The sequence below is a fragment of the Govania unica genome (assembly GCF_027920805.1).
GTDB classification, from domain to species: domain Bacteria; phylum Pseudomonadota; class Alphaproteobacteria; order Sphingomonadales; family Govanellaceae; genus Govanella; species Govanella unica.
The window spans coordinates 201212-226976 of record NZ_JANWOI010000001.1 but is presented as its reverse complement, the minus strand read 5'-3'; the positions used below and the strand labels follow the sequence as shown (position 1 = coordinate 226976).

At 58.1% G+C, this 25765-nt stretch carries 22 protein-coding genes and 1 tRNA gene; 7 read left to right on the top strand and 16 right to left on the bottom strand.

Annotated elements, in window-relative coordinates:
* Positions 1-4: 4 nt before the first annotated feature.
* The 5 genes from NYP16_RS00980 to NYP16_RS00960 form a co-directional block, all read right to left on the bottom strand.
* On the bottom strand, positions 5-1651 hold the full coding sequence (locus tag NYP16_RS00980) for a long-chain-fatty-acid--CoA ligase (RefSeq protein WP_274942238.1): 1647 nt from the start codon (positions 1649-1651) through the stop codon (positions 5-7).
* 94 nt (positions 1652-1745) lie between these two features.
* On the bottom strand, positions 1746-2282 hold the full coding sequence (locus tag NYP16_RS00975) for a VOC family protein (protein WP_274942237.1): 537 nt from the start codon (positions 2280-2282) through the stop codon (positions 1746-1748).
* Between the two features lie 15 nt (positions 2283-2297).
* A complete protein-coding gene (locus NYP16_RS00970; RefSeq protein ID WP_274942236.1) occupies positions 2298-3089 on the bottom strand; it encodes a glucose 1-dehydrogenase in 792 nt (263 codons plus the stop codon).
* A 12-nt stretch (positions 3090-3101) separates the two neighbouring features.
* Positions 3102-3884, bottom strand: coding sequence for an SDR family NAD(P)-dependent oxidoreductase (locus NYP16_RS00965; protein ID WP_274942235.1), 783 nt, complete (start codon positions 3882-3884; stop codon positions 3102-3104).
* 13 nt (positions 3885-3897) lie between these two features.
* Positions 3898-6411 carry a TonB-dependent receptor gene (locus NYP16_RS00960; protein WP_274942234.1) on the bottom strand — a complete coding sequence of 838 codons (2514 nt, stop codon included), beginning with the start codon at positions 6409-6411 and terminating at the stop codon, positions 3898-3900.
* Positions 6412-6666: 255 nt separating this feature from the next.
* Here NYP16_RS00960 and NYP16_RS00955 point away from each other — a divergent pair, with 255 nt between their 5' ends.
* Together NYP16_RS00955 and NYP16_RS00950 are read left to right on the top strand one after the other, a co-directional pair.
* Entirely contained in the window at positions 6667-7143 is a 477-nt protein-coding gene (locus NYP16_RS00955; protein ID WP_274942233.1) for a 2,4'-dihydroxyacetophenone dioxygenase family protein, read from the top strand.
* Positions 7144-7311: 168 nt separating this feature from the next.
* Positions 7312-8445: a helix-turn-helix domain-containing protein gene (locus NYP16_RS00950; protein ID WP_274942232.1), complete on the top strand. Its 1134-nt coding sequence runs from the start codon at positions 7312-7314 to the stop codon at positions 8443-8445.
* 115 nt (positions 8446-8560) lie between these two features.
* Here NYP16_RS00950 and NYP16_RS00945 read toward each other — a convergent pair whose 3' ends face one another.
* From NYP16_RS00945 to NYP16_RS00935, 3 genes are all read right to left on the bottom strand, one after another.
* Positions 8561-10288 (bottom strand): class I adenylate-forming enzyme family protein, encoded by a 1728-nt coding sequence (locus NYP16_RS00945; RefSeq protein WP_274942231.1) that lies wholly within the window; start codon positions 10286-10288, stop codon positions 8561-8563.
* 75 nt (positions 10289-10363) lie between these two features.
* Positions 10364-11335 (bottom strand): asparaginase, encoded by a 972-nt coding sequence (locus tag NYP16_RS00940; RefSeq protein WP_274942230.1) that lies wholly within the window; start codon positions 11333-11335, stop codon positions 10364-10366.
* 65 nt (positions 11336-11400) lie between these two features.
* The gene (locus tag NYP16_RS00935; RefSeq protein WP_274942229.1) at positions 11401-13140 is read right to left on the bottom strand and encodes an O-linked N-acetylglucosamine transferase, SPINDLY family protein; all 1740 of its coding nucleotides are present in this window, start codon (positions 13138-13140) and stop codon (positions 11401-11403) included.
* Positions 13141-13303: 163 nt separating this feature from the next.
* Here NYP16_RS00935 and NYP16_RS00930 point away from each other — a divergent pair, with 163 nt between their 5' ends.
* Positions 13304-15352 carry a TonB-dependent receptor gene (locus tag NYP16_RS00930; RefSeq protein WP_274942228.1) on the top strand — a complete coding sequence of 683 codons (2049 nt, stop codon included), beginning with the start codon at positions 13304-13306 and terminating at the stop codon, positions 15350-15352.
* A gap of 3 nt (positions 15353-15355) precedes the next feature.
* Here the strand turns inward: NYP16_RS00930 and NYP16_RS00925 are convergent, their stop codons facing one another.
* Positions 15356-16453 (bottom strand): AI-2E family transporter, encoded by a 1098-nt coding sequence (locus NYP16_RS00925; protein ID WP_274942227.1) that lies wholly within the window; start codon positions 16451-16453, stop codon positions 15356-15358.
* 151 nt (positions 16454-16604) lie between these two features.
* Here NYP16_RS00925 and NYP16_RS00920 point away from each other — a divergent pair.
* Positions 16605-16680 (top strand) — tRNA-Phe (locus tag NYP16_RS00920).
* A 25-nt stretch (positions 16681-16705) separates the two neighbouring features.
* Here NYP16_RS00920 and NYP16_RS00915 read toward each other — a convergent pair.
* The 6 genes from NYP16_RS00915 to NYP16_RS00890 form a co-directional block, all read right to left on the bottom strand.
* Entirely contained in the window at positions 16706-17869 is a 1164-nt protein-coding gene (locus NYP16_RS00915) for a tyrosine-type recombinase/integrase (RefSeq protein ID WP_274942226.1), read from the bottom strand.
* Positions 17799-18134, bottom strand: coding sequence for a helix-turn-helix domain-containing protein (locus NYP16_RS00910; RefSeq protein ID WP_274942225.1), 336 nt, complete (start codon positions 18132-18134; stop codon positions 17799-17801). The genes NYP16_RS00915 and NYP16_RS00910 overlap by 71 nt, the downstream gene beginning before the upstream one ends.
* 66 nt (positions 18135-18200) lie before the next feature.
* Positions 18201-18914, bottom strand: coding sequence for a hypothetical protein (locus NYP16_RS00905; RefSeq protein WP_274942224.1), 714 nt, complete (start codon positions 18912-18914; stop codon positions 18201-18203).
* A 218-nt stretch (positions 18915-19132) separates the two neighbouring features.
* Positions 19133-19951, bottom strand: coding sequence for a helix-turn-helix domain-containing protein (locus NYP16_RS00900; protein WP_274942223.1), 819 nt, complete (start codon positions 19949-19951; stop codon positions 19133-19135).
* Positions 19952-19971: 20 nt separating this feature from the next.
* Positions 19972-20232, bottom strand: coding sequence for a hypothetical protein (locus NYP16_RS00895; RefSeq protein WP_274942222.1), 261 nt, complete (start codon positions 20230-20232; stop codon positions 19972-19974).
* Positions 20222-21202: a protein rep gene (locus NYP16_RS00890; protein WP_429913137.1), complete on the bottom strand. Its 981-nt coding sequence runs from the start codon at positions 21200-21202 to the stop codon at positions 20222-20224. Before NYP16_RS00890 ends, NYP16_RS00895 begins: the two co-directional genes overlap by 11 nt.
* Before the next feature lie 268 nt (positions 21203-21470).
* Here NYP16_RS00890 and NYP16_RS00885 point away from each other — a divergent pair, with 268 nt between their 5' ends.
* Positions 21471-21893, top strand: coding sequence for a hypothetical protein (locus NYP16_RS00885; protein ID WP_274942221.1), 423 nt, complete (start codon positions 21471-21473; stop codon positions 21891-21893).
* A gap of 199 nt (positions 21894-22092) precedes the next feature.
* Here NYP16_RS00885 and NYP16_RS00880 read toward each other — a convergent pair whose 3' ends face one another.
* Positions 22093-23097 (bottom strand): helix-turn-helix domain-containing protein, encoded by a 1005-nt coding sequence (locus NYP16_RS00880; protein WP_274942220.1) that lies wholly within the window; start codon positions 23095-23097, stop codon positions 22093-22095.
* 673 nt (positions 23098-23770) lie between these two features.
* Between NYP16_RS00880 and rfbB the strand changes: the two genes are divergently transcribed.
* Positions 23771-24841, top strand: a complete 1071-nt coding sequence (rfbB, locus tag NYP16_RS00875) for a dTDP-glucose 4,6-dehydratase (RefSeq protein WP_274942219.1) — start codon at positions 23771-23773, stop codon at positions 24839-24841.
* 13 nt (positions 24842-24854) lie between these two features.
* The gene (gene rfbA / locus NYP16_RS00870; protein ID WP_274942218.1) at positions 24855-25739 is read left to right on the top strand and encodes a glucose-1-phosphate thymidylyltransferase RfbA; all 885 of its coding nucleotides are present in this window, start codon (positions 24855-24857) and stop codon (positions 25737-25739) included.
* The last annotated feature ends 26 nt before the right edge of the window (positions 25740-25765 follow it).

Below are 25765 nucleotides of genomic sequence, written 5' to 3'. Positions count from 1 at the left end.
TTACCTACGCTCCCGCGCTTGCTTTATGCGTGGTGAGGTAATCGCGGTATCTGTCGCGCAATTCGGTCTTTCTGTATTTGCCGGTGGCGGTCAGCGGCATGTCGTCGGTGATGACCACTGCGTCAGGGAGCCACCATTTGGCTACCTTATCGGAGAGGTAATCCAGGATCTCGCGTTCCGTGACTGTCGCGCCATCTTTCGGCACCACGACCATGAGCGGGCGTTCTTCCCATTTCGGGTGGAACACGCCCACCACCGCCGCCATCTTGACGGCGGGATGACCGACGGCGAGATTTTCGAGATCGATGGAGCTGATCCATTCGCCACCCGATTTGATCACATCCTTGGCGCGGTCGGTGATCCGGATATAGCCGAATTCGTCGATGGCCACCACATCGCCGGTCGGGAACCAGCCATCGGCATCAAGCACCGGCTGATCATGACGGAAATAGCCGCTTGCGACCCACGGGCCGCGCACCCAGAGCTCGCCTGAGGTGACGCCATCGCGCGGCACCTCGTGACCGTCGGCGTCGAGCACCTTGATTTCCAGACCGAACTGCACCCGGCCCTGTTTGCTCAGGATATCCTCGCGCAAGGGGGCTGGAAGCTCCTCCACCCGCGGCGTCGGGGTCGCGATGGTGCCAAGGGGGCTCAGTTCCGTCATGCCCCACAGCTGCAGCACCTTGACGCCGTAGCTATGGAACAGCTTGTCGGCCATGGCACGCGGCACCGCGCTGCCGCCGATCATGGCGCGCTTTAAGCTATCGATGCGCTTGCCGGTCTGTTCCAGATATTGGAACAGGGTGGTGAACACCGTCGGCACGGCGCAGGTGAAGCTCACGCCCTCGCTTTCGATCAGTTCCTGAATGCTTTGGGCATCCATGCCGGGGCCGGGCAGCACGAGCTTCGCGCCGCACATGGGCGCGATATAGGGCAGGCCCCAGCTGTTCGCGTGATACATGGGCGCGATCGGCATGATGGCGTCCGATGGCGAGATGCCAAAGGCTCCATTCTGCGCCGCCGCCATGGCGTGAATGACCGTCGAGCGATGGGAATAGAGCACGCCCTTCGGATGGCCCGTGGTGCCCGAGGTATAGCAAAGCGACGCCGCCTTGCGTTCATCAAACAGTGGCCAGTCATAATCGGCGTCTTCCGCCGCGAGCAGATCTTCGTAACAGGCGAGCTCAAGCGAACTCGACGATGGCATATGGGCGCGGTCGGTCATGACCACATAGCGTTCGACCATGGGGAGGCGCGGCGCCAGACGCTCGACGATTTCAAGAAACGAGGTCTCGAAAAACAGCACCCGGTTTTCGGCGTGATTGATGATATAGGCGATCTGCTCGTCAAACAGCCGGGGATTGACGGTGTTCAACACCGCGCCCATGCCCGAGACCGCATAGAAAAGCTCGAAATGCCGGGCTGTGCTCCAGGCCAGCGTGGCAATGCGATCGCTGTCCTTGATGCCGAAACGCAGCAGGGTTTTGACAAGTTTTTTCGCCCGCTGTTCCGCCTCGGCATAGCCTTGCCGGGTGATCGGCCCTTCGACCGAGCGTGAAACAATCTCCCGATCACCGTGATAGGTTGCCGCATAATGCAACAGATCGGCAATCAGCAACGGACGGTCCTGCATCAGTCCCAAAAGCGTCATGTCGGCTCCCCAGCCTTATATATGATTAACGCCATGGTGCATCACGCAGCCCATGGCGTCAACATAGGACATTCGTCCTAAATCAAAGATGATCTTACAGCGTGCGGAGCGGATCCTTGCCATCCCAATTGATCGCCGCCTCATGGAGAAGCCCGAAGAATTCCTCGGTTTTCGGGGTCATTTCAATGAGTTCGATCATGCCGCCTAAGGCATCATAGGTATCCATATAGGCCGCCCGCGCACCGACGCCCGCGACGCCGTAAAGCGCGAGGTCATAGCCTTCGGCCCCGTAGTCCCGCAGCGATTTGTCGAAATCATCGGTGGCGATGGCCCAGTGATGGAAACCATAGCCGCGCTTGGCCACCACTTCGCGGTAGACCGACGGCGCGTCATTGTTCTGCTGGATCAGCTCGAAACACATATTGCCCGAGAAGGCGAGCGCGAGGCTGACGTCAAACTCCGCCGGCTGGCCGCGATACTGGGCGTCGAACAGCGGGAAGTGATCGAAAATGAAAAACGGCCCGATGCCCAAGGTCCTGGACCATTGGAGGGCGGCGGCCTTCAGATCCGGCACCACATGGGCTTCCTGAATGATGCCGCCCATGGGCTGGCCGAATGACAATGTCTTCATGATGTCTGTCCCTGGTTAAACGATATCCATGCCGCCATCGACGACAATCTGCGCGCCCGTCACATGCTTTGACTCATCGGAGGCGAGAAACAGCACCGCATAGGCGATGTCGTCGGGCTCGCCGAATTCCTTCAAGGGGATGCGGCCGAGAAAGGCTGTCTCGGCTTCGGCGGTGGTGATGCCGTGCCGCTCCCCGGTGTCGCGGAACAGTTTATCGAGCATGGGCGTGCGGATCTGCCCGGGATGCACGCTGTTGCAGCGAATGCGGCTGCCGGTCTCGGCGCAATGGAGGGCGACCGATGTGGTGAACTGGCGCACCGCCGCTTTGGAGGCTCCGTAAGCCGACAGGAACGGCGTCGCCACCAAAGCACCAATGGACGACATATTGACAATCGATCCGCCGCCCGACTCGCGCATGACCGGAATGGCGGCGCGGCAGCCAAGAAACACGCCTTCCACATTGACGCGGTGGATGCGTTGCCAATCGGCAAGGCGCGTGTTTTCCGGACTGACGGCATCCAGCGGCCCTTCGAACCCGGCGTTGTTGATCAGGATATGGAGGCCGCCGAATTGCGTCTTCACCGCTGCGATCACTTCGGGCCAGCGCGCTTCCTCGGCCACATCCTGATGGAGGAATGTGCAGCCGAGTTTCTCAGCCAGGGCCTTGCCCGCGTCATCCTGAATATCGGTGATCACCACCTCGGCGCCTTCGCGCACGAGCATGGTGGCGATGGCGGCCCCGAGACCCGACGCGCCGCCGGTGACGATGGCGACTTTACCGCTGACGCGGCCTGTAGCTTTGGTCATGATGTCTATCCTTCAGGTCGTGTGTTTGCTCGGGATACCAGCAAGTTGACCACCATCCACCGGCAGGGCAATGCCGGTGATCATGGACGCCGCGTCCGAGCTTAGAAACAGAATGGCATTGGCGATATCCTGCGGCACCGCCACCCGGCCGATCGGCACCGCTTCGGCCATGCCGTCGAGCATGGCCTGACGGCTTTCGAACAGCGCCGCCACCGGGTCGAGCATTTCGCTGTCCACATAGGTCGGATGAACGCTGTTGCAGCGGATGCCGGTTTTATAACGCGTGCAATGAAGCGCCACCGCTTTCGACAGGGTGGTGACCCCGCCCTTGCTGCCGCAGTAACCGGCAATATCATCGCCGCCCACGAGCCCCGCAATGGACGACACATTGACGATGGAGCCGCCGTTTCCGGCCTTACGCATAGTCCGGACCGCATGTTTGCAGCCGAGAAACACCCCGGTCAGATTGACATCAAGCATGGCGGTCCAATCGGCGAGCGACAGCTCCTCGAAATTTCCGGCCCGGCCGATGCCGGCGCAATTGATCAGCCCGTCAAACCGGCCATGACGCGTGAGGATATCGGCGCATAATTCCTCCCACGCCGCTTCGTCGGCCACATTCAGTCTATGAGCCTCGCCCCCGCCGCACCGGGAAATGGTCTCCCGTGCGCCGTCGAGATTGAGATCGACGACGATCACCGTTGCCCCGCCATGGGCAAAACTCAAGGCGGCGGCGCGCCCGATACCGGACGCGCCCCCCGTGATGACAATAACTTTGTTTGCAAAATCCATCATGAACAGACCCGATCTAGAACTTGTAACTGGCGCTCAGGCCCCATTCACGCGGGCGGCCCACATAGGCTTCGTCATAACCGAAATTGTCCACCGGCAGCATGCTGGTGAAATAGCGCTTATCCAAAAGATTGGTGACAAACAGCGCCACTTCCCAGTTGTCCGACGGGTTGGTCCAGGACAGCCGGGTATTGACCAGCCAATAGGCATCCTGTGCCATGCGGCGTTCGGTGATCTTGTCGCCGGGGCGGCTGGCCGGAGCCCGCGTAACGTTGAAGGGATCCTTCCAGGTCAGGCTGCGGAAGCTTGCGTCCCCGCGCAACACCAACGAGCCAAAATTCTCACTGATAGGCAGGCGGTACTGGGCGCCCATGTTGAGCGTCCATTTCGGGGAATCCACAAGCTTGTTGCTCAACTTCAGATTGGCATCGACGATATTCAGCTTGTGCCATTCGCTGTGGAGGTAACCGACCGCCATATTGAGGTCGAGTCCCTGCATCGGGCGCGCCACCAATTCCGCTTCCAGCCCGTAAAGCCGGGCTTCGCCGACGTTGCGGGTCAACAGCAACAAGCTGCCGTTCGAGCCCGAATCCACGGTCGTCACCTGCACGTCCTTATAGATGCTGTAGAACCCGGCGACATTGAAGGTCATGCGATTGTCGAACCAGGCGGTTTTGGTGCCGACTTCGAAGGTGTTCAGGATTTCCGGATCATAGGACAGATCGCTGTCATTCTGCTGGGTCGGACGCGGGCTCCAGCCCCCGCCCTTGAAGCCCTTTGCATAGCTCGCATAGAGCAGCACGTCATCGGTTGCCTTGAAATCAAGCGCGACCTTCGGCGTGAACGAGCCCCAGCTGTCCTTCAGAGTGCGCGGGCCGACATAATTCTCAAGCCCGCCGGTGCCCGTGCCCGGGACTTCCGACAACAGGTGATCCTGATAATATTTCTTCTTGTCCTTGCTGTAGCGGCCGCCGACGGTGAGGCTCAGACGATCCGTAAGCTCGTAAGTTCCCTGTCCGAACACGGCCCAGGTGTCGATCCAGATTTCATTGTAAGGCAGGTAATTGAAGGTCAGGCCCAGCGGATAATAGCTGTAGATGCCCGACATCATATTGACGGTATTATCATCATAGGCATGTTCCCGCATATAGAACCCGCCGACCAGCCATTTGAGCCGATCGTTCATGCTCGACCCGCCCAGTTGCAGTTCCTGACTGAATTGTGACTGATGAATGTCGTTGGCCGTATAGACCACAGGATAGGGCGTGTGATCGCCATCGCGGGGCGATTGTGAGCTGAGCTCCCGGTAGGCCGAGATCGACTTGATGGTGATCTCATCCGACGGCGACCAGGCGGCGGTCAGAGACAGACCCCAGACCCGATTATTATCAAGCGACGGTGAGGTGCCGTTCGAGATGGTCGGGTCGCCTGTGACCCAGCGTCCGTCATAGCGCGACCCGGCGGGCAAGCCGAGTTGCGAGTTGATATTGGGCACGACGAATTTGTTGTAAATATCATCGAACGTCAGCCCCTGAAGCCCCATGCCGTTCGGCAGTCCGCCCGGATTGAACACGAGGCCGCAGGTCGAAAGGCCGGGGTCGAAACTGCCCGCCGAGACATTGCACGGCTTGAAGGCCCCGGCAATGGCCTGACCGTTGCCATCAACCTCAAGATCCGGCAGCACCACATCCGACGCAAAGCGATTGATGATGCTGCCCACCGGCCCGTTCTGCTTCTGGCGCTGAAAATCGCCGCGCAGGCTGATGTCCCAGGCGCTTGACGGCGTCCAACGCAATTCGAAACGGCCGACCTGCTTGTTTTCGTTGCCAAGGTCGCGGCCATCCTGCACTCGCTCGCCGAAGCCGTTGCGATGCAGGGCGGCGCCGGAAATCTTGGCTGCCAGCACGCCGTCGATAATCGGGAACATCACATGGGCTTTGACGTCCGACCGATTGAAGCGCCCGGTGGTGCCTTCGATGGCTCCGGTCACCGGCCCATTGGCGTCGGGTTGCAGCGAATAAATATTGATCGCGCCGCCAACGGTGTTTTTGCCATAGAGCGTGCCCTGGGGCCCGCGCAGCACTTCGATGCGGGCGATATCCGACAGCGCCAGGGTGCCGCCGCTGGTCCGCGCAAGATAGACGCCATCCACATAAAGCCCGACGCCGGGTTCAGTCGGGAACAGGAAGTCCTGCTGGCCGATGCCGCGAATATAAGCATTGAAGGACGACCCGCCGCCGTCGGCGCGGCCGTTGTTGATTTCAACGTTCGGCGTGAACTGGGCAATAGCCTGCAAATTGAACACCGACTTTTCCGCGAGGGCCGCCCCGGTGAAAGCCGTGATCGAAATCGGCGTGTCCTGCAGGCGCTCTTCCCGCTTCTGCGCGGTGACGACGATTTCCTCCAGGGTATAGCCGACATCCGCATTGGGTTCTGCCGCCGTGGCCGCCGAAGCCATAGCCAGAGCCATCATGGAGACGCCAGCGGCTATGGTCTGCTTCCGAAGTTTGATCTGATTTGTTTGTGTCATAGATGCACCTCCCCAAATTCATTGCGCGCATCCGGCCCCATTGCTTTTGTCAGGGCTCGGGACGCGTCTTCATCATTCAACTCTCGCCATCAATGCCATGCCCACCCGACCCTGCCATGACGTGAACCACTCAGACGCCAAATTTTCCCGAATAGACCCTGCTTCTCGGCAAAAATTGAGTGATTCACGTCATTCCAGCCCGCAGGCCAGCGACTAGAGTCAGAGATGGACCAATCCTTGGGAGAAGGACAGATCATGGAACAACTCGAACGCACAGGCCAATCCGCCATCGCCGCCATCAAACCGCAGCATCCGGTCTTTTTCGACCCGACGGACCTGCCCTGGCTGCCTTGGGTGATGGTGGGCACTCATTTCAAACTGTTGAATGTCGACAAAAAATCCGGCGGCTTCAGCATGCTGCTGAAGGTCGATGCCGGCATTCAGGCACCGGTGCATGGTCACCTCGGCGCGGTCGAAGCCTTTCTGATCGAAGGCGAGTTCGGCTATGAAGACGATCGCGGCGGCGTCGGCAGTTATGTCTATGAACCCGCAGGCGCGCGCCATGAGCCGACCTCCCCGGGCGGCGTCATCATGTTCGCCGTCGCCCATGGTCCGCTCGTTGGCTATAACGACGACGGCAGCCTCGCCGCCATCGTTGACGGCCGTCTCATGCATGACCTTGCGGTCGCGGGCGGTGCCGCCGGACATCTCCGAGTTGTATTCGACGATTGATTCTCAGCAGCCCGGTCTTCCCCGCAATGTCATTTGCGAGGGGGACCGGCTCTGTGCCATAGTTTGCCGGACTGAAACGGGAGTGACTTTAGGAAGCGCATAACAGAGATCCCATAAGGCCATATAAGGCCAGGACCTGTTAACACATGCGTGTTTGGGGAGAGCTGAATGACCCTGCCAGCAACATCGATCCTGGCCGGACAGAGCGTAACAAGTGCGCCGGAGCGTGAGAACGCTCTGGAGATTTGTCATGGCATTCTGGATTGCCGAAATTTCACCGACCTGACCCAGGGCATCCTGCAGCGCGTCACCGGGTTTCTTGACGCCGAAACCAGTGTGCTGTTTGAATTTTCCTATGACGGCAAGGGCTTCCGGCCGACCCGGCAGGCCCGTCATGAGGTGCCTGAGCAGGCGCTCAAATCCTATGATCATTACCTGCATGAGGACCCGGTGATCCTCAAAAGCTTCTCGCCCGATGGCCGTTACAGCATCGCCCCGGGCAAGTTCGATCTGGTCTGCCTGTCGGAGCTTCATGACGACCGTCATCTGACCAACAGCAGTTATTATAATGAATTCCTGCGGCCACAGCATATCCACCATGTCATGGCCCTGTTTTTCCGGCCGAGCGTGGAAAACGCCTCCATCTTCGCCTTCGGGTTTCACCGCCCACGGGCGTCGCGCCATTTTGCCAGCAGCGAAATGACCCGCGCCATGCAGGTGGCCCCAGCGCTGTTCGCCTGCGTCAATGGCATGACCCTGACGGAACGGCTGAAGCAACAGGAAGACCTGCTCTCCGGCCTGAGCCGCGCCACCGCCGAAATGGGCGTGCTGATGTTCGACGCCAGCCGCACCCTTAGATATGCGAACCCCTGCGCCGCCCGCCTCATCGGCCTCGATGGGCCGGACAGCGGCCTCATGCCGCGTCCCGAAGCGCCGATTTATGCGGAGATCCTGAAGCTCTGCGCCCGGGCAAAACTGACCGGCGGCACCGTGCGGGAACGCCTCGGCAATGACTGCACGGCCTCGGCCCAAATGCTTGAGGGCGACAGCCAGCGCATCCTCGTCACCCTCAGCCCGTCGCGCCTTGAACTGTCCCTGGAGACCCGGACCGCCACCCTCGGCATGACCCGGCGCGAGAATGACATCATTCGCCTGGTCCTCGCCGGGCAAAGCAACCCCCAGATCGCCGATCAGTTGTGCCTGAGCACGCGCACGGTGGAAAACCACCTGCGCTCAATCTTTTCAAAAGCCGCTGTGCATTCGCGCACCCAGCTCGTGCGCTTGCTGCTCGCCGACGATTGAGGCGGAGCCATAGATACGCGGGTCAAGCCCGCGTATGACAGCTTTTATATAAGTGTCATTGCCGGTTTTATATAAGTGTCATTGCCGGGCTTGACCCGGCAATCCATGCTGCAGCTCACACCATTTCCGCCGCGATTTGTTTTGCGACTTCGACCGCGAGCGTGCGGCGCACCACCTTGCCGAGCGCGTTCCTCGGCAGGGCGGGCATGGTCATCAGCCGTTCCGGCAGTTTATACACCGCCATCTGTTTGGATTGCAGATAGTCCACAAGTTCAGGCAGCGTGATATCCTGCCCCGGCTTCGGCACCACAACGGCGCAGACCCGTTCGCCCAGACGGTCATCGACATATCCGGCGCAGGCGGCTTCCTGAAGTTTCGGGTGGCTTTCTATCACCGCATCGAGTTCCGCCGGGGAAATATTGACGCCGCCGCGGATGATGATTTCCTTGGAGCGGCCGACGAAATGGTAATAACGCGCCCGCTCTCCGTCGCCTGCGATTTCAAAAGTGTCGCCGGTCTTGAAGTAACCCTGAGCATCAAAGGCGGTGGCGTTCAAATCCGGCGAATTCCAGTAGCCATCGAATTTCATCGCCCCGTCGATGCGGAGTTCTCCCGGCACATTGGGCGCGGTGATCTCCTCCTCCGTCTCGGGGTCCACGAGGCGGGTGCGGATCATGCGCGCGCAATGCGACGGCCAGGTGATGCCCTCCACACCGAAACGCGGGAAATATTGCGCCCGTTCCTCGGGGTCGGGAATGTCATGACCGGTCGAGAACAACGACGTGCCCTCGTTCGAGCCGAAGATATTGATCACCGTGATGCCGAACCGCTCCTGCCAGCCCTTGACCATCCAGGGCGCGAGCGGTGCCGAGCCAGACCCCATGGTGCGCATGGTCGAGACATCGGTCTGCGCCAGCATGGCATCATTCTTCAACAGCATGTTGAGGATAGCGGGCGGGGCGATGGTGTAATTGATTTTTTCCTCTGCGATCTGGCGCAGAAAGGTTGGCAGGTCGAACGGATGATGCTGCGCAAGCACACCCTGCGTCTGCAACCAGGGCAGCACCAGACCACCGATGGCCGCCACATTGACCATGGGGAACGGGCTCAGCAACCGGTCACCCGGCTTGAGGTCGCCGCATTCAACGCAGGCCACCATATTGGCCATCCATTGCGCATGATTGCGCGGCACGCCCTTTGGTTTCGCTTCGGTGCCGGACGTCCAGCAGATGGTGAACACCTCCATGGGATCGATCGGATTTTTCGCGCTGTAATCAAGCACCGCCGCCCGGTCAGCCCGACCGGCCAGCAGATCATCCAGTCGGACCGCACCTAAAGGCACCCCCGCGCCGAAAACACCCACATGGGCAATGCCCGGCAATTCATCCTGCAAGCCTAAGGCCATGGCAGCATGCGCAAACCCATGCAACTCCGGAACGGTCACGAACATCCGGGCGTCTACGAGACCGAGGATATGGCGCAGCTCATGCTCGCGATATTGCATGGGCACGGGACAGAGAATAAGCCCAAGCCGCGCACAGGCGAGCAGCAGCAACACGCCCTCGACAATGTTCGGCATCTGCGCCGCGACCACATCGCCCTTGTGCAAACCGAGATCGAGAAACCCGGCGGCCAACCCGTCAACAGCGCGGTCGATATCGGGAAAACTAAGCCGCTTCGGCGCGCCGCCCACAAGCGCCGTGCGGTTCAAGGGATCAAGCAGACATGGACTGTCCCCTGGCTGATCCGCGACCGCCTTCCGTAACAGATCATCAACCCTGAGATCCCCCCACCATCCTCGACGGCGATAATCGGCAATGCGGTCCGGCGAACTTAAGATCACGGTCACGTCTCCCAAATTTTGCCTTTACGGCTTCCTTTCGGAAAACTCTAACACCCCATAGTTCGTCTATGCAAGCTAGAGGGCGGCGAAAAACGCTTTCACCCTTTCAAGGTCGGCGCCACCATCAAGCAGGATCGTGAGCGCCAGCCGAGCCTTCACCCCGGCGAGGTTTCCGGCCGGTATGAGCCCGCGCGCGATCAGATCCCTTTCGCTGCCAGCATAACCATAGCTTTGGGTCAGGACCGGCCCTTCGGCGCAGCGGCTTGCTAAAACCACCGGCACCTGCGCCGCCACGCTCTCAAGGGTCTGCCCCAGGGCAGGCGGCACGTGACCGCCACCGAACCCCTCGACCACCAATCCCTGAAGATCCATGGCGGCGAGCGCCAGAAGCGCCACGCCGTCATCGCCAAGATAGCTTGTATACACCGGCACACGCGCCCGCGCCTGAAGTGGCAGGACCAGACGCGGCGAGCGCGTGAGTGCCCCCGCCCAAACAATCCGACCCTCGGCTATCAGACCAATCGGCCCGCCATCCCGGGTACGAAAGGCATCGACCCGCGACGTATGCGCCTTGGTCACGCCCCGCGCGCCATGGACAGAGTCATTCAGAACCACGAGCACACCGCGCCCGCGTGCGGTCGGATCGGCCGCAGTCAGTATGGCCGCGTGCAAATTGGTCGGGCCGTCGGTGCCGAGGGTCGACGCCGCCCGCATGGCTCCGGTGATCACAATCGGCTGATCGACGTCAAGCAGCAGATCAAGCGCGAAGGCGGTTTCCTCAAGGGTGTCGGTGCCTTGCGTCACCACCACAGCCTCCGCGCCATCGTCGATCGCCGCCCTGATGCGCCGCGCCAGATCATAGATATCGTCAAGGGTGAGATGCCCGCTCGGCAGATTGACAACCGCCTCGGCCGTGAGATCCACGTGCGCCGGATCAAGATCCAGTCCGGCCATAAGCTCCGCTGGCCCAAGCGCGGGCCGCGCCCCACCGCCCTCGTCGCGCATGGCAATAGTGCCGCCGAGCGTGAAAAGCGAAATCGCGACCATCTGACACCCCCAAGACCCGATACTAAGGAGGCCAAGATGGCCGAAGCATCCAAGTGGCGCAACTGTTAGCCGGCGCTCTCGCACCAGCGACGGAAGACATCCCGATAAGCGGCTTCAAGTTTCAGCGTGAAGCCCGCCCCATCCGCAGTCGATGATCCCTGCAGAGCCGGGCCGACGATCTTGCGCAGGCGGTTCAATTCGCCTGGATTGCTGCCGAGCGCGATAGCCCGCGCCACATAATCGTCATGGCACGTGGCCACGAGACTGTCGAGCCCGCAATTTCGAAGAACCGTGGGCGTCGGCCGTTCACGATGAAAATCGCCCTCGTAAGATAACAGCGGCACCCCCGCCGTCAGGGCATCGAATGTTGTCGTGTAGCCTTGATAGGGGAAGCTATCGAGCGCGAGGTCAATATCGCGGAAACTGGTCCAATACTCCGCTCCGCTCACATGCGGCGCAAACACCAGACGCCCGGCTTCGATGCCATGAGCGAAAAACCGCATCTCAAATCGCTTTTGCGTTACCAGATCTTCGAAATAACGATAGCGCAGCATGAGCTTGCTGTTCGGCACACCCTTCAGAATCCGCGCCCACAACTCCACCACCCGATCGGTGATCTTGCCGGGGTGATTATAGGACCCGAAGGTCACATGGCCTTTGTCCAACGCCGGAGTTTTGCCCGGGTTGCGAATGACGGTCGACGTCCGGAAGGGAGCGGCAATGTCACCGATGGTATAGATCTCTTCCGAGAATAGCGCCTCATCCCCAGGCACATACCAATTGTCGGCGAGGAAAATGTAATCCATGGCCTCAAGGCCCGTGGTGACCCCGTAATTCAACCATTCCACCTGCACCGGCGCAGGTTTAAAAGCAAAAGCCGACAAACGGTTGCCGATGGTATGGCCCCACAGATCAACGAGAACATCAATCCCGTCATCGCGGATCTGCTGGGCCATCGCCGCGTCATTGAGCGTCGCCACCGGCCGCCAGTGATCGACCATGGATTGAATGCGCTGCTGCGTCGGATCCTCGGGCGCATCATTGCTGACATAACAATAAATCTCGAACGCCGCGCGATCGTGATTGGAAAACACGGGCTCCAGAAAATAGCTCAACTGATGCTGGGAAAAGATCGAGGAAAAATAACCGATCTTCAACCGACGATCCGGATTGCGATCATTGCCGTGCTGGAGAGGACGCGGCATTCGCGCCGCCGCATGGGCCGCGTTCCAACGCTGCCCTTCAATCATCAGTTCATGATGATCACGCGGTCCAAAACATAACGCATAATGCAACATGCTGTGCAACATGGCGTTCGACGACCAGAACTGCAGCGCGGTGCGAAAGACATTGACCGCCTCGTCACTGCGGCCCTGATGCTGCAAGGCGAGCCCGAGCATTTTCCAGGCTTCGAAATTGCCCGGATCCTTTCGGATCGACTGCCGAAAACAATCCCCGGCCAGGCTCATCTGATTCTTTTGATAGAGAGCCATGCCGAGCTCGCGCAGCTTGGCCGCCGTTTCCTGAAAAGCGGCATATCCATCGCCGAGCAGACGCTCCAGATGATCATCGATCTGTGCCTGGGTTGCGGTCTCGAACGCAACCTCCGCCAGTCTTGGCTCCCCGCAAGCCCCGAGCATGATCGACTGCAGATACTGCAGATTATAATCCTTCGGCGCGAGACGCAGGGCCGCCGCAAGCATCTGCCGCGCGATCACTGGATCTCCGGCCGCAAAAGCCGCAAGCGCCTCATCCTGCAACTGGTCCCCTGTCACTCGGGTAGGGTTCTCTGTGAGTGCGTCCATCGTCTTGTCCAGGCAGTTTCATAATTACAATTTCAGGCAGGCAGCCCTATCCTAATTAAAAGCAAAAATGGTTAATTGTCCTTTAAATATAGACGCATCCTGCTTGTGGAATGATCTCAAGTCGCTAATGTTGAGCCCCCATTGAGGAAGGACTCCGGTTGCCGTGACATCTCTTCTGCCGCTTGTTTTCATGTCGCTGGCCGCCATGTCTCCCGATGCTGACAGCACCGTTCTGGTGGAGGCCCTTGCCCTGCCGCCGTCCCCGAGCCTTGCCGCTTATGCGGTCACGGTGATCAATAGCGAGGATCTCGCCCGCGCCGCCTCCTCCCGGCTTGATGACGCCTTGCGCGCCGTGCCCGGATTCGGGTTGTTTCGCCGCAGCTCCAGTACCGCCGCCCATCCTACTGCCCAAGGGATCAGCTTGCGTGCCATCGGACCGAGCGGTGCCGGACGCACCCTGGTGCTGGTCGACGGCATGCCCGCCAATGATCCGTTCGGTGGCTGGATCTATTGGAGTGCGCTTGCCCCCGCCGCCATCGAACGGGTCGACATTATCCGCGGCGGCGGCGCCGGACCTTACGGCAATGCGGCGCTTGCGGGCACCATCCGCATCACCTCCCGCCTGCCCCAGGGCAATGGCGGCTATGCTGATCTATCGGTCGGCAGCAAATCGACCTTTGCTGGATCCGGGGGTGCTTACGCGAGTTCCGGCGCGCTCACCATCGACATCGGCGGGCAGATTTTCGACAGTGCCGGATATGACCTGATCGAGCGCGATCAACAGGGCCCCATCGACCGGCCCGGCGCGAGCACACTCAAGCGCGGACAGCTCGGCATGACCTGGCATGGCGACGGACTGACCCTGCGCCTGCAAGCGGCGGCCTTTGACGAACAGCGCGTGAACGGCAGCCCCGGAGCGCGGAACAGCACCCGCTCCCGCGAAGCTTCCCTCCGGATCGTGCGCGACGGTGACACCGATATGGAGGCAACCCTTTGGGGCATCGACCGCCATTTCCGCAGCAGCTTCACAAGCGTGAACGCCGACCGCAGCGCCGAAACCCCGGCACTTGACCAGTTCAGCACCCCGGTCAAGGCGGCTGGCGGCAATCTTCTGCTGCGCCGCGCGGTCATGGGCGGCACCTTAGAATGGGGCGGCGACGCCCGGCTGATCGATGGCGACACCAACGAATTTTTCCAATATCTCGCGGGTGACTTTCAACGCCTGCGCAAGGCCGGGGGGCGGCAATTTCTGGGTGGGGTCTTTGCCGACTACAGCCATGACCTTGGCCCCGTAACCCTGCTGACCGGCGGCCTCCGTCTGGATTACCTCCGCGATAGTCAGGGCCAGCGCAGCGAAAGCCAACGGGCGACCGGAGCCATTCTGCTCGACAATCATTATGCGGATCATGAGCGGCTGGCCGTGAATGGCCGCCTCGGTCTGGTGCAGACTCTGAGCCCGGCCTTGAAAAGCCACCTCAGCCTTTATTCCGGATTCCGCAACCCGACCCTGAATGAACTCTATCGCCCCTTCCGCGTCCGCAATGACATCACCGAAGCCAATCCGGCCCTCACGCCCGAACGTCTGTACGGTGCCGATCTCGGGCTCGACTGGACCCATGCTAATGGGGCGCGGGCCAGCCTGACCGGCTTCTGGACCATGCTTCAGGATGGCGTCACCACTTTGTTGATCACCAGCACCCCGGGCAGCTATCCGGAGTTTGGCGTCGTCCTGCCTGCGGGTGGCAACCTCAGCCAGCGCCGCAATCTCGATCGCCTGCGCACCATGGGACTTGAGGCCGATGTGAGTCTACCGCTTGGGCCCGGACTGACCCTTGATGCGCGTTATCTGCTAAGCCTGGGCAAAATCACCCGGGCCAGCACCGCCCCCGAGCTTGTCGGCAAACGCCCGCCGCAAAGCGCCCGCCATCAGGGCGGCCTCGGGCTCGACTGGCAGAGCACCGACCGGCTGCGCTTGAACGCCGACCTCCGGGCGGAAAGCGCCCAATATGACGACATCCTGAACAGCCGCCGCCTGCCCGGCTATGCCACCCTCGATCTCGCCGCAAGCCTTGCCATCGGCCCCGGCGTCGAGCTTTATGGCACGGTTCAGAACCTTTTTGACCACAGCATCATCAGTGGCGAAAGCGCCGACGGCCTGCGGTCGCTCGGCACGCCCCGCCTGCTCAGAACCGGGCTGCGCGCCCGTTTCTAGGGCCTATTTCAAGTCACCCTTTTCCGACAACAGGATGGCCAGCGGACGCGTGCGCGGAAAATGCGAAAACACGATCATGGCGATCACCGTCAAAGGCACACTGAGAAACATGCCAGCAAGCCCCCACATCATGCCCCAGCCCACAAGCGCCAGCAGCAGAACCACCGGATCAAGGCCAAGCCGGGCACCCTGAATGCGCGGCGACACCACATTGTCGAGCACAAACTGGGTAAAGGACAGCCCCGCAGCGACGATGACGAAATTCACCGTAACGCCGAATTGCAGCAGCGCGAACAGCGAGGGGCCGACAACCCCCACAATGGGCCCAATGGTCGGAATGAAATTAAACAAAAAGATCAACAGCGCCCAAAACCCCGCGAACTTGAAGCCCACTGAGATCAACACGAGATAACTGGTGACCGCCGCCGCCAGACTGATCAGGCTGCGCAGCCAAAGATAGGCCTGCACTTCCTCCCTAACGCGGGTGATGAGGGTGGCCATCCGTTCCCGTTTTTCCGTATCCGGCACAAGAACGTGGAATTTCTGTTTCCAGGCCCGCTCAGATGCCAGAAGGAAAATGGCGTATATGAACACCAGCCCAAAGGTCTCGGCAAAAGCCGACAGACCGCCGGCCACGATACCGAGCGAAGCCCCGATATCGATCTGTTTAGCCATGTCCGACAGGTTTCTCGGTTCCGGGATATTCAGGCGATCGAAAATAATGCTGATCATGTTGCGGGCGTTTTCAGAATATCCCTTCGCTGCCTCCCCCATGGAGCCCATGCTTTGAATGATCATTTCCACGGTGATGCCGAGCCCGAGCGCGATGATCACCAAGGCGAGCACAATAGACACCCCCCGTGGCAGCCTGCGACCCGAAAACGGTACCCGGCCGATCACCGAAGCGAGAGCGCTGATCAGGATCCAGATCAGTAAAGCAATCGCAAAGGGCACAAACAAATCCCGCCCCACCGCCAAAACATACCCCGCCAGAACAACCGCGATAAAAATAATGGAGTGCGTAAGAATATCCAGATGACGACCAACCGAAACCGGCGCCGCCTCTGGTGTCTGCTCAGGACCGTCAGGCATGCGTGGCATGAACCCTCCTTATGTTTCAGAGTGAACTATGCCTTGAAATGGCGACCGAACAATAGATGTTAAAATTCCCTACGCGACCTCTGGACAGGTCGGGGGAGATCTTCTATAAGGCAACTGCTTCCGCGCTGGAACTTCATTCCGGCCAAGAAATGCCCGGGTAGCTCAGTTGGTAGAGCAACGGATTGAAAATCCGTGTGTCGCTGGTTCGATTCCGGCCCCGGGCACCACTTTTTCCCCAAAGAAAACAACATCTTAAGAATTATCCTTCTTGCCCGAACCGCCTTGGTTTGCAGAGCGGTTTGCAGTTTTTGTTCGACGGGCGTTCTCCAAATTGACAATTGCAGCGTCGGCTTGGGAACGTGTACGCGCCAAATAGCGTTCGAGAATGGAAGCCGCCGATTTCGGAGAGTGGCCAGTGATGGCCGCAATCTGCGGAACGGTACAATTGGCGTCCGCCAGCGCTGTGACGGCCGTACCGCGCAGGTCGTTAAAGGTCAGTCCGTCAAGCCCGGCCTCCTTTGTCACCCTTCGCCATTCGTGCCGGAAATGGTCAGCCTTCCATGGCTGCCCGTCCGCACGCGTCAGAATGGTTGTCGCTTCAATCTGATTTTGGCGGCGCGCGTCTTGCGCGGCTTTGAGCGCCCTCTTCAGCTCACGTGTTACCGGAATCTCAACCGGCACATTCGTCTTTGACTGAGTGAGGCAAATATACCGGCCGTCATAGGCCGACCACGCAAGCCGCAAGAGGTCGCCCTGACGCTGCCCCGTATCCTTTGCCAGTGTCAGCGCAAGCGCCATCTCAGGCGTTGCCTTGGAAAGAAAGGCCGCTATGTTTTCAGGAAGCCATACCTTGCTCGCACGGTCGCCGTGATACTTGCGCTTGGGCCGATATGCATAATTGAAATGAAGCAATCCGCGATCTGCTGACCACGAAAGAATGCGAGCTAGGACGGTCAAGGCATAATCCGCCTGACGCTTGGAGCGTTTTGCCAACCTATCACGCCACTCAAGAAAATCAGACCGTATCCGAGAATCATTGAGAGCCCCAATAGGAGCGTCACCAAACTCGATTTCAATCTTGCCAATTTGACTGAGATAATCCGCCCGCGTACGGTCACGTAAATCAAGAAAATCTGCGCTTTCCATATAACCTTGAATGAGCGCCTTAAGCGTCCCTTCATGGCGGTCTTTATGCCGTGCAGCTTCTTGCGCAGCATAATAAGCCGCAATGAATTCAGACGAGCCCGGCTCACCTGGCAGCCGTTTGCCCGTCGCGCGGTGATAATAAAGAATGCAGATTTCGCCGCTTACCAGCCGCTTGCGAACTTTATTGATGCCCTTGAGCTTAACGGTGACCACGTCCAGCCCTCCAACCGTCCAAATCGCCCGACGCTTCTTTCTCAGAAACAGCGCCATGCGCCTTTCGCAAGGCCTGACGGATAACTTCCGCCGAGTAACGGCGGGTGCCATTTATCGGGCGCGGCAAAATGCCGTTCCGCACCCAGTGATGAAACGCTGACTGAGAAAGGCCGCACATTTTTGCGACCTCTTCAGCGTTCCAGACCAGTTTGTCAGCAAGAGAAATAATGTCAGCGGCTGAACAGTCATTTACGTTCGCCGGGATTCCACGTTGCCCGCCTGAAGCGGGCGCGTTATGGTTGTCTTGCATATAGGCGCTCATCGTCGCTGCCCCTTCTGAAGGGTGCCATCGGCCAAAATCGAGACTTATGTGCGAATGGGAAATTCTTCATTTTTCCGCTTTAGAAGGCTCGGGGCGGCTGCCAAACTCTCCCGAGCCTTCTTCCTTTTCTGTAGCTGCCCTTGCATCAAGAGAAGCCATCCATTCTTCAGGGAATCTTTCCTTCCATTCTTCATCTATTGCTGCCTCTGAAGCCTCATCTTCTTCTGAGAATTGCAGCGCGGAGCCAGATATATTTGGGAATTCAGAGTTCTCATACTCTTCCGGGTTGATAGCATAAACCCAATCAAGGTTGATTTCTTCCGGCATAGAATGAGGATTTTGATACATCCGCACAGTAGGGACATGCGCTCCAGCTTTAGTCAGGTCTGCTTCAAATTTTTCTTGCCGCTGAAACATTGAACGCAATGTCCCCAATAACCAAAGCACTCTCTTATATGCAGGGCTCCCTTTAATTGGCGGCGGAGCCAGCAGGATTTTAAGAATGGATCGAAGCCGACTATTATCTTCTAAGGTGTCCAGAAACTGACGCCGAAGATAATCGAATGAAGGCGCTCTATGTGCGTCAATGCTCAAAGCTTGTGACCCGAAGTGATAATCTTTATCAGGTAAAGACGCTGCGAGAGCTTGAGCCGGGGAAATCTTCAATTCAAAACAGAGCAGCGCCAACTTTGCCGCCGATGGATATTGGCCTTCCGGCGAAAGTCCTGCCTTCTCATATCGCTGAAGTGAGTTCTCGCTAATTCCGGTATACCGCGCCACAGAGGCTCGGCTCCGGCCTCTTCCAAGCCGCGCCGTCAGTAACACCTCTCCTAAATGTAAGCGTTCAGTCCGCAATTGCTCCTCAAAATAAGTATGTTCGTCCGCAAAATAGTGTGCGGAGACCAGCTTTAAGTCAATGGTATTTCACAATATTCAACGAATTCGTAGGGAGCCAATTTTATACCTTTTTAAGGTGTATTGGCCCCCTACGATTGAAATCATGAGTTACCCCGCCGCTTTGAGGCGGCAAAACTGACTGCACCTTTTTTCGCATCCTGCCGATATTTTTCGCGCACAGAGGGCACAATTTCAGCCTGCCCGCGCCATCCAAAGAACAAAAACCGGCCCGGAGAGATGTCATTTTTATCGGCGAAGGCTGCAAGCTGGTCGAGTTTCACGGCGTAAAGGTCACTCCCAATAAGGGCGGTGTCCAAGACCCGCTCAACCAGTTCCTTACAAATGGCCTCGGCCATGACCCGTTGATCGTCATTGTCATCAAACCCCAGGATGTCTTCAGCAACGACTTTCCGAGCGAAGAGCGCGGCAATCTGCTTCGCAGAATGAGCCTCAACCACCGCCAACCCACGACGCTCCCCAAGGGAGACCAACTCTGCCGGTTCGAGATAGCGGAACAAGTCCCGGATATCGTCAACGACAGCCGCCAGACGACGCTGATAGTTACTGAAGCCCTCAGCCCGCATGCGGTCAATTTCTTCCAGCAAAAGCTCGATCTGTTCGGCTTCGCCAATGTCTTCCTCTTCTTGGTCCTCAATGAGATCTGCCGGATTTTCCGGCAGCTCCATGCCGTCAACAGGCGCAGCTTCGGACTCATCCCCCGAAACGAGCCACGGAAGGGAGATGTTGAGTGCTTCCCCCAATACCCGCAGTTTCTCAACGGAAGCTTCTGCGGTCCCCTTTTCATAATGCTCGATGGTGCGCTCCGACACCTTTGAGCGATCGGCAAGAGTTCGGCGGGAGAATCCGGCCTGTTCCCGAGCATGGCGCAAGCGGCCGCCAATGGTGTCAAGCGTGGTCACCGTAGCCGTATTTTTATCAGTCATTGTTCGTCTCCATATAAGTATGCCGATTTCCCCGGGGAACCGACCAAGTCGTTGAAATAATTAAAACGGGGAGCTTTCCCGGGACCTCCCGGGGAAAGTTTCTGATCGGGACGAATGACGACGTAATCGTCACCATCCCGGTAAATATCCATGTCCTCCACGGGAATTCCCGAGGCCCGGGAGAGCTTTTTCAGTAACCGCGCAAAATTCGGGGCTTCCCGCTTCAAGATGCGGAACGAGATTGGCTCAAGGTTCATGGAAGCCTCCCCGATTGCTACTCCCGGGGCACTTTCCCGGGGGATCACCATTTGCTCCCGGAAGCATCAGGAAGGGCACAAAACGACCGCGCTCCAACGCCGGGATCTCGCTGAGAACAACAGGGATGCCCTTTTGCTCCAAGAGCCCGAGAACCCCCGGAACGCCCTCCGCATCCGCGGCGATCAGGACATGGGCAGTCATTCCATGGCGGTAGATTTCCCGCCAAAGCGCGCTATCAACCGTTGCCATATGGGTTTCCGGCTTAGCCTCTTCGGCCGCCAATGCCTCGTCGCTTGTCTCTTCCTCAGCGAGATAAGCGGCCCGAATATCCCCGGCCCAGGTGAGTTGCCTTGCCCCTTTGAAGGCCGTCGCATATTCGCGGAAAAGCGCCCTCTCGCGCCGATTCTCAGAGCGACTGCAATCAGCCAGAATCTGCCATGGTGACCGGCCGCCATTCCGGCCCAGCTTGGTATTGCTCTTTGCAAGTTCGGCCGCCGCGCCCCATTTATTGACATAATCGGCAGCGCCAGAACCTTCCCTGACGCGCTCGAAGGTGAAGGCGTCGATGGAGCAGTGACCATAGCCCTTGCGGTCAATGCCTCGCTTCCAGCGGTCAAAGAACCACGCGGCCAAGGCTTCCATTTGAACTGTCGTCGCCCCGGGACGGAAGAAGACAAGAATATGCAAATGCGGGTGCCAGCCATTGCCGCCATGGGTCACTTCAAGCGCCCGGACATCCCCCATATAGCCATAACGTTCCCGGGCCTTGTACCAAGGGGCACCCGCCTTGATTGACCGCCAGCCATCGGCCACGACCTTCCGCAGCTCGGCACAGGTCTGCATGGCATGGTGCGGGATGGTCAGCGTCATCATATAAACGACGCCACCCGCAGCATGGTGAGCGTCCAGAACGCTCTGGATATCCTCGCGCCTGCCCTCGGTGATCTTGGCCGCGCAGACAGGGCACATCCAGACCGATCCGCAGGTTTCCACCCCGCTGAAATGATGTTGGCCGCTTGCCTGATGCAACGTCACCGTCTGCAAAAACGGCTTCTTGCCGCAGCTCGCCACACGCTCCCCTGGCACCATGCGCCCGGCCAACCGGCGCAGCCGATGGCGGCGCGCTTTCGGATGTTCTTGTCCACTGGTCTGGCAGGGGGAAACGTTATTTGCGTGTTTATCAAGGGAGGCTGTCATAGACTGCCCCCAGAATAGAAGTTTTAGGGGAAACAGCTAAATGCTGACGCTTAAAGAATTCGTAAAAACGACGCTCTCTGAAGTGATTGAAGCACTCATTGAATTTGAAGCTGCGGAAAACGAGCGTGGCAGAAATGTAACCCCATTCCCGGAAATTCATCAGAAAGACGTAGCTTCTCTTGGGTTTTTGACCACCTCGGTCTTGCACACAGATGCCAATGGAAACACCAGAGAGGGAAGTGCTGGCATTCTCGAACGAGCACGTCACGTCGTCATGCCGGTTGAGTTTAATGTCGCTGTAACAGCATCTAGCCAAGATGAGGCATCGGGCGGCGTAGGCTTGCGTGTGGTGGAAATGTTTCGCGCCGGGGTCGACACAAGAGAGACCTCCACGAACAGTTCCATCAGTCGCGTTTGCTTTAAAGTGCCAGTTCAGCTCGCGACTTGCCGCCCCAAACACTGACCCACAATATAGAAAAGAACGCTCGCCACTGGGCACGCCCCCGGTCGGGGACCGGAGGCGCATCGAGAGCGTGATTGTCGCCACGCCGTCAAGGCCCTTCCGCACCACTCCGGCGCTGCGCGCCGGACCGGGAAGGACCTTGACCGCGATGTCTGATGCGGCTCGTCCGGCAAGAGCCGAACTGGCGGAAAGGCTGAGATCAAGCATATCTCGCCTCCTGCACCTTCATTACAGGTGGCGTTTTTTGTAGCTTTCCGTCCTTCCGCGCCTGTCGCACATAGCGTGCAACCGTGCGGTCATGAAGACCGACGGCAATAGCAATCTTCTTATTGGTTAGGCCCCTGCGATGAAGGCGATAGACGGCAGCGAGCCGACGCTGCTCAATATAGACCTTAACCTTCTTGAGACGGCGCCCAAGAAGCCAATTAATATAAACAAGGTCAACTTCATACTGCTTGCCCAAGCTTTTAAGCAGTTCCCGGCGCTCCTCCGGGCCCTTGGGGCTGCTGCGCCGGAACTGTCGATAGATCTGAACGCCCCAACGCGTATGCAAGGCAATCCGCTCGGCACGCTCATCAGCTTTTGCCTGGGCAACCGCTTCAGGTGATGGCTTTTTCAGCAAGCCGCCTTTCGCGGCCTGCGATTCGCCTTGGACAGGCTGCGCCGTAATCCGACGCACCCGGCCACGGACAAAGGCAATAATGTCCTTACTGTCCGAAACGACCTTCTGGACTGTGCCGGCCGAAACCGACGGACGGAGCTTTTGCCCGATTTGATTGTTGCTATACCCTTGAAAATAAAGCCGAATGATTTCGACCGTTCGCCGAGCCTGCAACCATTCCTTTCGTTCCCGCCGATGAACATGCAGGAGCGCGGTCAGAGCCGACGGCGCAAGTTGAAGCTCCCGGGCCACCAAGCTGATTGCGGCTCCATCCCGCAATCCTTCTGCCTTCCGGAGAACCCGGACCCGCCGGTCTGCCTGAGCCGCCAACGCAGTCCATTGTCCATGCCCTTTAGGGCGACGACGGTCCCGAAGCTTGCTAACCGGGTGCGTTTGCTCCGCCTTAGCCTTGGCTTTAGCCAGCTCCTTGGCCATGACCTGAAGAAGCTCCGGCCCGGCGCTCACAAGCGCCTCGGCCAAGCCCCAAGGAATCTCAAGGGTTACGTTAAGGGAAGCCGGATAGATGGAGATGCCGTCAACCATGACGCACCCCCGAAACCGGGGAAGAACCGGCTTTTAAGTTTGCAAGGCTATCGCTAAGCCCTTGAAAAATGATGGCCTGAAGGAGGGCGGTTTGTTGCCAAGCCTTTGATAGAAAAGACCTCTTATCAGCTTGAAAATCCGTGTGTCGCTGGTTCGATTCCGGCCCCGGGCACCATTATCACGCGGTTAGGTCAACGAAACCTCCTCAGGTCGTCGGCACCCTCACTTCCCACCAACTCTATATAACAAGCAACCTTGTCGGCAACTAGCGGGCCGAATGTCACAGGAGTTCTCGCCGGACCCGAATTTGAGGCCGCCGACAGCTGGGTCACTGACTGAATCAAGGGCCATACGCAAGTTTCCAAAAAAGAGCGCTCCCGGTTCGTGCAAGGCTCGCCACATGGTCCTCGGCCGCACGGAAAAATACAGCCCCTCTTCCCTCGTCTTCCCATTTTGTTTAATAGTTACATAAATCTCTTGTTATATGGCTCGCTTTGCTCTTTGTTTAGCGCACCCGTAATCATAATATCCAGAACTGTAAAATTTAAGCAGATCAATAGGGGCCAGATGAATATACATTCAGGAACAATAACTGAATAATTCCGTGAGAAATCGTTCCCCGAACCCACCACAGGCGACAGGCTAGTCAATTTAAATTGGATATAACGCAGATATGAGCATTTTGGTAACTGGTGGCGCGGGCTTTATCGGATCCAATTTCATTATTGAGTGGCTCCAGCAGTCTCCATCCCGCGTTATCAACGTCGACAAGCTGACTTATGCCGGAAATCTGCAAAATCTGTCCTGTCTCGCGGAAACAGAGCCGCATATTTTCTGCCATGGCGATATCGCTGATCAGGGCTTTATCGAGAGCCTGCTGACCGAGCACAAACCCACCGCAATCATCAATTTCGCGGCCGAAAGCCATGTGGATCGCTCCATCCATGGCCCTGGCGATTTCATCCAGACCAATGTGGTCGGGACCTTTAATCTGTTGCAGGCCACGCGCAACTATTGGGAAAAACTAGAGGGCGAGGACAAAGCGACATTCCGCTTCCTCCATGTCTCGACCGATGAAGTCTATGGCTCGCTTGCTCCCCAAGATCCCGCCTTTTGCGAAACCACGGCCTTTGCCCCGAACAGCCCCTATTCGGCCAGCAAGGCGGCAAGCGACCACATGGTCCGGGCCTGGCATCACACCTATGGCCTGCCGGTACTGACGACCAATTGTTCGAACAATTACGGCCCCTTCCAGTTCCCCGAAAAGCTCATCCCGCTGATGATCATCAATGCCCTGAACGGCAAGCCACTGCCGATTTATGGCGACGGCTTGAACGTGCGCGATTGGCTTTATGTGAAAGATCATTGCGCCGCGATCCGCGTCGTGCTGGATAAAGGCCGCCTTGGCGAGACCTATAACATCGGCGGGTACAACGAAAAGACCAATATCGAAATCGTCACCACCATTTGCGATATTCTGGACGATCTTCAGCCCAATCCCGCTGGCAGCTACAAACGGCTTATCACTTATGTCACCGACCGGCCCGGCCATGATCGCCGTTATGCCATCGATGCCCAAAAGATGAAAAATGAACTGGGCTGGACACCAGATGATACATTCGAAACCGGAATCCGAAAAACGATTGAATGGTATCTAAATAATTTGACCTGGCTGGAATCCGTTACAAGTGGCGACTACCGCACCTGGATGGACCGGAACTATGAACAAAGAAACATCGGGTAAGGAATAGAGTTCGATGAAAGGCATTATTCTCGCTGGAGGGTCCGGAACGCGGCTGTATCCGGTCACTCAAGCCGTTTCAAAGCAACTTTTGCCCGTCTATGATAAGCCAATGATCTATTATCCCCTATCGGCTCTGATGTTGGCCGGCATCCGGGATATTCTAGTGATCTCAACTCCTCAGGATACGCCACGATTTGAATTGCTTCTTGGGGATGGATCCCAGTGGGGAATCTCCATCTCCTATGCCGTACAATCCTCTCCCGACGGGTTGGCACAAGCATTTCTGATCGGTGAAGACTTTATCGGGGCTGATCGCTGTGCGCTCGCCCTTGGAGACAATATATTTTATGGTCAGGGCTTTACCTCCTTGCTGCGAAGCGCCGCCGCACGCGAAAGCGGAGCAACGGTCTTTGGCTATGGCGTCCAAAATCCCGAGGCTTTCGGCGTTGTTGAATTTGACAGCACCATGCGCGCCATCTCCATTGAGGAAAAACCCGCCCAACCGAAATCGCGTTACGCCGTCACCGGCCTCTATTTTTACGACACTGACGTTGTGGAGATTGCAAAATCCATCAAGCCATCCGCTCGCGGCGAGCTTGAAATAACGGATGTCAATCGCGTCTATCTCGAACGTAATAAACTGACCGTAGAAATTCTTGGCCGCGGCTTTGCCTGGCTTGACACCGGAACCCATGACACGCTGCTCGAAGCTTCTCATTTCGTTCAGACGATCGAGCATCGCCAAGGGTACAAAATCGCCTGTCTTGAAGAAATCGCCTTTCGGAACGGGTGGATCTCGCTTGACGACATTCAAGCTATCATCCGAACCATCAAGAATTCGCAATACAGCAAGTATCTTGCTTTCATCGTCTCCGAAAACCTCCAGGCAATCGTCTGATCTGGCGAGCCGAAGAGCCTATATTC